The 10775-nt window shown below is 65.5% G+C and carries 2 protein-coding genes; both read right to left on the reverse strand.

Annotated elements, in window-relative coordinates; all coding sequences use genetic code 11:
• Positions 1–5864 (reverse strand): hybrid non-ribosomal peptide synthetase/type I polyketide synthase (locus NA4_RS22625; protein WP_067473474.1); only part of this gene is annotated, 5864 nt, incomplete at its 3' end.
• Positions 5861–10765, reverse strand: a complete 4905-nt coding sequence (locus tag NA4_RS22630; protein ID WP_307188598.1) for a non-ribosomal peptide synthetase — start codon at positions 10763–10765, stop codon at positions 5861–5863. The genes NA4_RS22630 and NA4_RS22625, both read right to left, overlap by 4 nt.
• Positions 10766–10775 lie beyond the last annotated feature (10 nt).

Here is a 10775-nt window from a genome sequence, read left to right on the forward strand (position 1 = left end):
AGTGCAGGCAGGGCCGCACGGTCGAGCTTGCCGTTCGCAGTCAGAGGCATAGCAGCGAGCTCGATGAACACCGACGGCACCATGTAATCGGGGAGATCGGTGGACAAGTCGGCCCGCAACATAGCTGCGGTGACCGGGCGAGCTGTGTCGGCGACGTAGTAGCCGACCAGGCGCAGTCCGTCGCGACTGTTGGCTTGACCGGTCACTGCGCAGTCGGTGACCCCGGGTATGGCGGCCAGGTGGGCCTCGACCTCCCCCAATTCCACGCGGTGGCCACGGATTTTGACCTGATCGTCTACCCTGCCAAGGAACTCGAGGTCGCCGTCGGGCCGATATCGTGCTAAGTCTCCCGTGCGGTACAAACGGGCGCCGCGAGTCTCGGTGAACGGGTCGGCAACGAAGTGTCGCGCAGTCAGTTCGGGACGCCCTAGATAGCCCCGAGCTACCCCTGTGCCACCGAGATACAGCTCGCCCATCACCCCCACCCCGACCGGCTCCATTGACTCGTCCAACACATATACGGTGGTGTTCCACAGTGGACGCCCGATCGGCACCAGATCGTGTTCCGTGTCGCCGCAGTGATGTGCGGTGACATCGATGGCGGCCTCGGTGGGCCCGTACAGGTTGTGCACGATGTCGCCGAAATGAGTGCGGGCTGCGTTCGCCACCGCGGCCGGCAGGACTTCGCCGCTGCAGACAACGCGCCGTAACGTCGGGGCCGCCGGGGGTTGGTGGTCGAGGAATGAGTGCAGCATCGTCGGCACGAAGTGCACGGTCGTGATTCGCTGCGAGACCATCGTGCGGGCGAGGTAGTGCGGGTCGCGTTGCCCACCAGGACGGGCCATGTGCATGCGAGCACCGACCAGCAACGGCACCAAGATTTCCCACACCGAGACATCGAAACCGAACGATGTCTTCTGCAACACCACATCTGTCGCGTCCAACCTGAAGTGGTCTCGCATCCACAACAACCGGTTCAACAGGCCACGATGCTCGTTCACGACGCCTTTCGGTCGTCCGGTCGAACCCGACGTGTAGATGACATACGCCGAATCCCTCGGCCCAGGTCCTTGCAGAACCTGATCCATGCGGGCAGCGGCGAGGAGACTGGGCCAGTCGCTGTCGATGGCGACGGCCGTGGTCGACCAGGGTTCGGGCAGCACCGATCGCAGTGGTTCGTGTGTCAGGACATGTTGTGTCGCGGTGTCGCGCAGCATGAACGCGAGCCGGTCCGGCGGATAGGCCGGGTCGAGCGGGAGGTAGGCACCGCCTGCTTTCAATACCGCTATTACCGCGACCGCCATGTCTGCACTCCGATCGAGGCAGATCCCGACGATCGATTCGCAGTCGACGCCCCGCGACCGGAGAAGTCGAGCCAGCGTCTCCGAACGCTCGTCGAGTTCGGCATAGGTCAACGAGCCCGACTCGTCGGTGCTGACCGCGCGCGCCTGCGGGGTGGCTTCTACCTGGGCCCGGAACAGATCCACCACTGTCCGGTCATCGACCGCGACGGCGGGGCCGTTCCACATGCGCAGGACAAGTTCGCGTTCTAGATCTGGAAGTGCGTGCACCGCACGGAGGTTGACCTCAGGGTCGGCAGCTACGCGCTGCACAGCGGTGACGAAGTGCTGTGCAAGTCGGTCGATGGTGTCGTGATCGAACAATGCGGTCGCGTAGACGAACTTCAACTGCAGCTGACCCTCGCTGTCGAGCCAAATCTGGAAATTCAGATCGACTTGGGCGCCCTCATCGAGTTCGAGTTCGGCCACTGTGGCGGCGCCGAGGGCGAGTTGGGCGGCGGGGTCGGTCTCAGGGCCTCCGAGGAAGGCGAAAAGCAATTGGAAGATCGGGTTGCGGGAAGGATCCCGGGCGACGTCGAGTGCACTCACCAATTCCTCGAACGGCATGTCTTGATGCCGCAATGCATGCAGGACAGTGTCTTTCACCGATCCCAACAGTTCTCGGAAGGTCCTGTCGGGCGTGACCTGGGTGCGCAGGACGACGGTGTTGACGAACAGGCCGACCAGGTCTTCCCATTCCCGCCGGGCGCGGCCGGACACGGGTGTCCCCAACACGACTTCCGTGCCGCCGGTGCGGGCGGCGACCACGGCGCAGTAGATCGATAGCAAGAACACGAACGGGGTCACCGCTTCCCGTCGTGCCCTGGTCAGCGCCTGTTCGGTGAGGTCGGCGTCCAGGCTCAGTCGAAGGCTACGGCCTGCATTGCTCTGCATGCGTGGTCGTCGATGATCGGTCGGTAGTTCAGTCGGCACCAGGCCGTCCAGTTGCTCACGCCAGTAGGCGGTGTCGTGCTCGCGCGTGGCTGCCCACTGTTCGCGTTGCCAGGACGCGAAATCGGTGTACTGCCACATCGCCGAGGTGTCGGCGCGGGAGTGCTCGCCGCGCAGGGATTGCTGGTAGACGGTTGAGAGATCCCTGCAGAGCACTGCGGTTGACCAGCCGTCGGTAACCGCATGGTGAAACGACATGACCAGCACGCCGTCACCGGGTCGGAGCTCGATCCAGCCGAATCGACACAGCGGCCCGTCGGCCAGTTCGAACGGCTGCCCGGCGAACTCTTGCGCCCACCGCACAGCCCAGGACCACCGGTCTTGCCCTGTCTCGCCCACTGCGCGGACCACGCGCACGTCGGCGGTGGGGACGCTGTCCAGCAACTGAGCCGTGACTCCGTGGTCACCGGAGCGCAACACGGTCCGCAGCACGTGGTGCCGATCCACCACCGCGCGAACAGCACTCCGCAAAGCGTTCAAGTCCACTGCTCCGGCCACACGCAACGCCAACGGCACCACGTACGCTGAACCCGCACCCAACTGATCCAGGAACCACATGCGTTCCTGCGCGACGGACACCACCGTCAGCGCCTGGCCCAATAGGCCCGATGTCTCCTGAGGTGCCGGGAATGCCGTTGTGACTGAGTGGGCGGGACTAACGGCCGCCCTGTCAGGTTCGGGCTCGCCAGGCCCTCTGGTGTGTTCGTGGTTTGCCTCGATCTCGCGGGCGTAGTCGGCGATGGTGTCCACCTCGAACAGGCGACCTGCGTGTGGTGCTCGACCGAACAGTTCTCGCACGCGGCTGGTCACCTGGAGCGCGAGCAGGGAGTTGCCGCCCATCTCGGTGAAGCTCTGGGCGCTGTCGATCGGGTCGGCATCAAGCACATCCAGCAGGATCGAGCGAAGACCCGGCGGCAGCAGACCGTCTGTTCGCTCGCGGGTGCGCGCCGATGTCGTCGGTTGCCGGGGTGCCGGCGCATTCGGTACGTCCCCGGGTGAGTGCGGTTCCGCGATGTGACCGGTGAGGTCCGGGGTCTGGATCCAGTGGTGTTCACAGGCGAAGGACCGCGCGGGAAGGGGAAACGGGGGCCGGTGGTCACGGGCGGTCGGTCTGTCGATCAAGCCGGCCTCCCATAGCCTGTCGAGCCCCTGAGCAACGGCGGCGGTTTCGTCGCTGGCGTGGACCATGGTGTTTAGCGCGACGACGCGAAGGCCGGGGCCCGCAGCCGATCCGAGCAGATCGGTGAGGGTGTGCCCGGGGCCGGCTTCGATCACGACCGCGGGTGGACCCGACGACAGGCGTTCGATGACGGTGTCGAACCGCACCGGGTGCCGCGCGTGCAGGGCCCAGTAGTCGGGCGGCAACTGATCGCCCGAGCGGTAGACCTGGCCGTCGACGCTACTGACCACCGCAATGTCGCCGATGCGCATCCCGAGCGGAGAGGCCGCGTCGAGCAACTGCGGGCCTGCCGCGGCCACTGCGCGGGAGTGGAACGCGTAGGGAGATCGCAACCGTACGCACCGGATCCCTCGCCGTTCGGCGTCCTTTTCGAAATCGATGACCTGCGGGAGCGGACCTGAGACCACGACCTGACCGCGCCGGTTCACTGCGGCGACGTCGAGATCCGGGCCGAGTATCGACTCTGCTGTCGGCAGGTCAGCGAGAACCGCGGTCATGGCGCCCCGTGCCACCGCGTCGAGGAGTTCGCCTCGCCGGCAGACGAAGTCGAGACCAGTCGCGGCGTCGAACACGCCAGCTGTCGTCATGGCGGCAAGTTCGCCGACACTATGGCCGACCACCATCGACGCAACGACACTATGGGCACGCAGTGTGGCAGCCAGGCCGATGCCGATGAGATACAGAGCGGCTTGCTCGTAGCATTCGGGCAGGTCGCGATCATCAGCGAAGTAGCCGGACAACACAGCGGCGGCAGGATGGCTCGCCGAACCGATAGTGGCGCGGACCTCGGAGCCGAATGCCGAGTCGGCGCGATACAACTCTCGCCCTGCGTTCGGCTCGAACGAGCCTTGTCCAGGGAACATCAGCACAACGTCCGTCGCGTCCGCGACAACCGAGTGAGCACGTACACGACGCAGTCTGTCGACGACCGGTCCCGCAGACGTCGCGACGGCTGCTCGACACGACAAGGCGGGAAGCCAGGCGGACGCATCGGTCAAGGCGCGCAGGTGATCTGGATGCCGTTGCAGATGGTCGCCGATCCGGCGCGCCGTGGCCTCGACCGCTGAAGCCGAACTGCCCGACAGATACAAGGTGCCTGGCTCGGCTGTTGCACCCGGAGAACCGGACAGCGCCGAGTAGTCCTGTGGCGGTGCCGCGACGATGATGTGGCAGTTGGATCCGCCGAAGCCCAGGGAGCTGACAGCGGCGGCCCGGGTCGCAAGTTCAAAGGGTCGTGACGTATCGGCGAACCACAGTCTGGGCCCCAGGTCGATGTCGGGGTTGAGGTGGTTGATGTGGTGTGATGGTGGGATCCGGTCGGCTGACACGGCCAGTACGATCTTGATCAGCCCGGCGATGCCGGCGGCGGCGTCGAGGTGGCCGATGTGGGCTTTCACTGCGCCGAGGTAGCAGGGCGGGCCGTCGGTGTCGCCGTACACCTCGCGCAGCACCCGGGCCTCGACCGGGTCACCGGCACGGGTGGCTGTTCCATGTGTCTCGACGTACTCGATGTCGCTTGCTTTCAGCCCGGATAGTTCGAGGGCCTCGGTCACGGCCCGGAACTGGCCCTGGGCTGAGGGCGCGGTGAACGATGCGCGGTGCGACCCGTCGTTGTTCACCGCGCTGCCGACGATGACCGCGTATACGCGGTCACCGTCATCGAGGGCCGATTGGAGCCGTTTGAGGACGACGACACCGCCGCCGCTGCCGGGCACAGTGCCATCGGCGGCGGCGTCGAAAGGACGACAGTGCCCGGTTCGGGACATCAGTCCGTCCACAGCGGAGTACGGCTCCGTTTCGTCGAGATCCACTGTGGCACCGCCAGCAACGGCGACGTCGCACTCGTAGGACAGCAGCGACCCGACCGCGGTGTGTACCGCGGTCAGCGAACTGGAACAGGCGGACTGGATCAGCATGCTGGGGCCGGTGAACCCGAACAGGTGCGACACCTTCATGGGGAAGAAGTCGCGTTGGGAATTGAGGGAGATCAGTTGGGTGCCATACCGGCGGACGGTGTCGCGGTCGAACTTCAGCCTTTCGTAGTAGTCGCTGTTGCCCGCCGACACGAACACCCCGCACGCGAGGTGCCCCGAGCGCGGATCCAAGCCCGCGTCCTCCAGGGCCGACCACGTCGACCGCAACAGCACCCGCAACTGCGGGTCGAGTAGGCGAAGTTCTTGCCGGGCCAGCGCGGGGAACAGATGCGGGTCGAACATGTCGACCGGGTGACCAAGGCGCCCGCGCGCCGCGACAGTCGCCAGGTCACAGTCACCATCCCACCGTGTGATGCAGTCCGTGCCCGCCATGAGGTTGTCCCAGTAAGCGGCGATGTCGGGAGCCCCGGGGAACGTGCCGCCGAGACCCACGACAGCAATGTGATTGTCTGCGTTCACTTCCTGGGCCTCCTGGCCTGCCTGCGTTGCCGCGCGCGTTGTCGACTCACGTCGCGATGCTCGCTGAGCCGGTCACCACCCACGGATGCGGCATGCGCCAACCGGGACAGCGTCGAGTGCTGAAATATGTCGGAGACTTCAAGGTTCAGCCCGGCCTGGGCGGCGCGTTCCACCACGGTGACGATGAGGATCGAGTCACCGCCGAGCGCGAAAAAGTTGTCGTCGGCGCCGACGGCGCCGATGTCCAGCACCTCAGCCCAGATCCGGGCCAACAGTTTCTCGGGCTCGGTGGCGGGTGCGACGTAGTCGACTCCGAGTTGGGAACGGCCCTCGGGCGCGGGCAACGCCGCAGAGTCGACCTTGCCGTTGACGGTCAACGGGATCGAGTCGACTTCGAGCAGAACCGATGGCACGGCGTAGTCGGGCAGCACCGCCGCGAGCCGAGCGCGGACATACCGGCCATCGACGCCACCATCACTGCCCGCGACTGGGTCCGCGACCACCGGGGTCTGTGGTTCGGCGACGTAGTAGCCGATCAGGCGCCTTCCATCCTGACTGCTGCCGCGGACGGTCACCACGCACGCATCGACACCGGGTACGGCGGCCAAGTGGGCCTGCACCTCCCCCAACTCCACTCGGTGACCGCGGATTTTGACCTGATCATCCACCCGCCCGAGGAACTGAAGAGTTCCGTCGGGCAGGTACCGAACCCGGTCCCCCGTGCGGTATAGGCGGGCGCCGGGTCTCGCGGCGAACGGGTCGGGAACGAACCGTGCCGCAGTCAACCCGGGACGACCCACGTAGCCGCGGGCCACTGCTACCCCGCCCAGGAACAGTTCCCCGATCACTCCCACCCCGACCGGACCCATCGAGCGGTTCAACACGTAGGTCGTGGTGTTCCAGATCGGCCGGCCGATCGGCACCGGATCGTGTTCGATGTCCCCACACCAGTGCGCGGTTACATCGATAGCCGCCTCGGTCGGCCCGTACAGGTTGTGCACGATGCCACCGAAGTGACTGTTCGCAGCGGCAGCGAGGGCGGCGGGCAAAGCTTCCCCACTGCAGACGACACGGCGCAGCGTGGGAACCGGCCCGGTGCGCCGACTAAGAAACGCTTTCAACATGGTGGGCACGAAGTGCACCGTCGTTACCCGCTGGGACACCAGCGTGTGTGCGAGGTACTGCGGATCGCGGTGACCACCCGGCCGCGCCATGTGCAACCGAGCACCGATCAGCAACGGGCACAGGATCTCCCACACCGAGACGTCGAAACTGAACGACGTCTTCTGCAACACCACGTCCGTCGCGTTCAGCCCGAAATAGTCCCGCATCCACAACAACCGATTCACCAACCCCTGGTGGTGATTGACGACACCTTTGGGCTGACCGGTCGAACCGGAGGTGTAGATGACGTAAGCAGCGTCCTGCGGCCCAGGCCGGTACCGAGCCAGGTCGATGCGAGCCGGTGCGACCGTGACCCCAAGTCGGTCGATGTCGACAGCGCCATCGCTCCACGGCAGCGGTAGCCGCGACCGCAGACTTGCGTTTGTCACGACCAGGACAGCAGCGGAGTCCCGCAACATGAGCGCCAACCTGTCAATAGGGTAGTCCGGGTCCAACGGCAGATACGCCGCACCTGCCTTCAACACCGCCATCAGTGCAACCACCATGGCCCCACCTCGGTCAAGGCAGATACCGACAATCGACTCACGGCCAACACCTCGCGATCGAAGGACGTGAGCTAGCACCTCCGAGAGCTCGTCGAGTTCGGTGTAGGTCAACGAGCCGGAGTTATCGGTGCTGATCGCGCAGGCCGCCGGGGTCGCCGCGACCTGCCCCCGGAACAGATCCACCACCGTCCGCTCACCGACTGCAGCGGTGGTGCGATTCCACGCGCGCACCACCAGCTCGCGTTCGGAGTTCGGAAGTGCCTGCAGGGCAAGCACATCTATCTCCGGATCGGTGATCACCCGACGCAACGAAGTGACGAAATGGTCCGCGAGCCGCGCGATGGTGTCGTGCTCAAACAACGCGGTCGCATAGATGAACTTCAGCTGGAGCCGACCCATGGTGTCCAGCCAGATCTGGAGATTCAGATCGACCTGGGCGCCCTCGTCGAGTTCGAGTTCGGCGACCGAACTCGACCCCAGCATGAGTTGGCCGGCCGGGTCGATGCCTTTTCCACCCAGGAAGGTGAACATCAGCCCGAACAGCGGGTTGCGGGAGGGATCACGGGCAACATCAAGCTCCCGCACCAGTTCCTCGAAGGGCAACTCCTGATGCCGTAACGCCTGCAGGACAGTTTCTTTCACCGATACCAACAGCTCACGAAACGCGGCATGCGGATCCACGCGGGCACGCAGTACGACAGTGTTGACGAACAACCCGACCAGCTCTTCCCACTCCCGCCGCGCGCGCCCCGACACCGGCGTGCCCAACACCACCTCCATGGCACCAGCTCGCGCGGCGACCACAGCGCAGTAGGTCGACAGCAGAAACACGAACGGTGTCACCGCTTCCCGACCGGCACACTCCGCTACCTGCCGGGACAGATCGGGATCCACACTCACCCGAAGAGTCCGGCCCGCAAACTGTTGAACCTGCGGCCGCGGGCGGTCGGTTGGGAGCTCCGTCGTGGGCAACGTCGCCAGCTGCCGACGCCAGTAGGCTGCGTCGTGCTGCCGTGATGACTCAAGCCGTTCGCGCTGCCAGGAAGCAAAATCCGAATACTGGAGCCTTCCCGCGGAGTCCGGCACCGCGACCGCCGCGCCGACGTAGTTCGCATATGCGGACGACAGCTCCCGACACAGCAGGCCCAACGACGAGCCGTCAACAACTGCGTGGTGAAATGACATCACCAGCACTGCGTCATCGGGGTCGAGTTCGACCCAGCCGAACCGACACAACGGCCCCTCCCCCAGATCGAACGGCTCACTGGCAAACTCCTGCACCCACCGCACAGCCCACGCCCACCGGTCCTGGCCTGTCTCCCCCACTGCGCGCCTAACGTGCAGCTCACCAGGATCGATCGTGCTCGGCAGAGATGTCAGTCGACTGTCGCGGAAGCGCAGCACCGTCCGCAGCACGTGATTGCGGTTCACCACCGCGCGAATAGCGCCACGCACAGCATCTATGTGCACGGCGCCGGTCACACGGAGCGCCAACGGCACCACATACGCCGAACCCGCCCCCAACTGATCCAGAAACCACATCCGCTCCTGCGCGAACGACACCACCGGAGCCCCACCCCGACCATGGCTCGACAATCCCGGGCTCACTCGTGCGGAAGCGGGGTCTGTCAGGCGCGCGGCAATGTGTCGAAGAGTCACGTCGCCCACGATCAGGTCGTTCCAATCGATTCGCGCGCCGAACACTGCGCCAGTACGGGCACCGACCGCCATCGCGGCCAGCGAGTCACCGCCGAGCTCGACAAAGGAGTCCTCGGCACCGACGTCATCGACGTCGAGGACCTCGGCCCAGATTCGGGCCAAGAGCTTTTCGGGTTCGGTAGCGGGCTCGACGTAGCGTGCGCGGCGGGAACAATAGTCCTGCGGGGCGGGCAGAGCCGAGCGGTCGATCTTCCCGTTCGGGGTCAACGGGAGGACATCCAGTTCGATCAGCACCGACGGCACCGCGTAGTTGGGCAACAGTGCTGCCAGCTGAGCGCGGAGGTAGCCAGCATCCACACGACCAGTAGGCCCAGCGGCGGTGATTGTAGTTGGTGGAACGGCAGTTTCATCGGCAACGTAGTAGCCGACCAGCCGATGCCCACCGCGGCCGTCATCGCGGGCGGTCACCGCGCACCCGGTCACCCCGGACACTGCCGCCAAACACGCCTCGACCTCCCCGAGCTCCACGCGGTAACCACGAATCTTGACCTGATCATCGACCCGTCCCAAGAATTCGAAGGTGCCGTCGGGCAATGAACGGGCGCGATCCCCCGTGCGATACAACCGGGCACCGGGAACCCGCCCGAAGGGGTCGGGAACAAACCGTTCCGCCGTCAACCGAGTCCGCCCCAGGTAACCGCGAGCCACCCCGGCTCCGGCAACGAACAGCTCGCCAGGCACTCCCACACCGACGGGCTTCATCGCCGCATCCAACAGGTGCAAACGTGCATCCCCGATACAGGTGCCGAGCGGTACGTGGGTCAGATCCAGGTCGGGATCGGGAATATCCTGCTCCTCGAGCAAGGAACTGGTGATCGTTGCCTCGGTGAGGCCATATGCGAATACCGTCCGTGCCCCCGGCGGGCGGACCTGTCTCCAAGTGTGGGCAGCCAGGATAGGCACAGGCTCGCTACCCACCACGACCAGGCGTGCGCACTCCGGCAGCCGAACCTCGCCCCGTTCGCTCGCCGCGACCAAGTGCAGCCAGACTGCGGTGGGAATGTTGACTGCGGTACAGCGATGTCGTTCCACGGTCGCGACCAGGGGCTCGGCCGCCAGTTCTGCTCGGTCGACCCTGACGATCACCCCGCCCGCCGCCGCGGTCGGCAGCGTCTCCTCAAGAAAGACGTCGAAGGACGTATTGGCAATCGACAGGACTCGATCAGTCGACCGGATGTCGTATGCGCGGACGAGGGCATCGACGAGCTGGTTGAGGCCGGCGTGCGTGCACTCGACGCCCTTGGGCTGGCCGGTCGAACCGGAGGTGTAGATCACGTAGGCGACGTCGTCAAGCTGTGGGCTCGTGCGCTGCTCAAGGTTCCACCCATAGTCCTCGTGCATATCCAGGCGCGGATCTATGACGGACGACGTCTCGTTGCTCCACACGTCAGTGATCAGCGGTGCGCCTGGCAATTCCGATCGCAGGATCTGCTCCCGCCGCACCGACGGGAGCCGGGGCGACACGAGTACCGGCACAGCGCCCACCGCGTGACAGGCCAGAACGTTGATCAGTTGGTCTGTA

The organism is Nocardia amamiensis NBRC 102102, from assembly GCF_001612745.1.
Taxonomy (GTDB): domain Bacteria; phylum Actinomycetota; class Actinomycetes; order Mycobacteriales; family Mycobacteriaceae; genus Nocardia; species Nocardia amamiensis.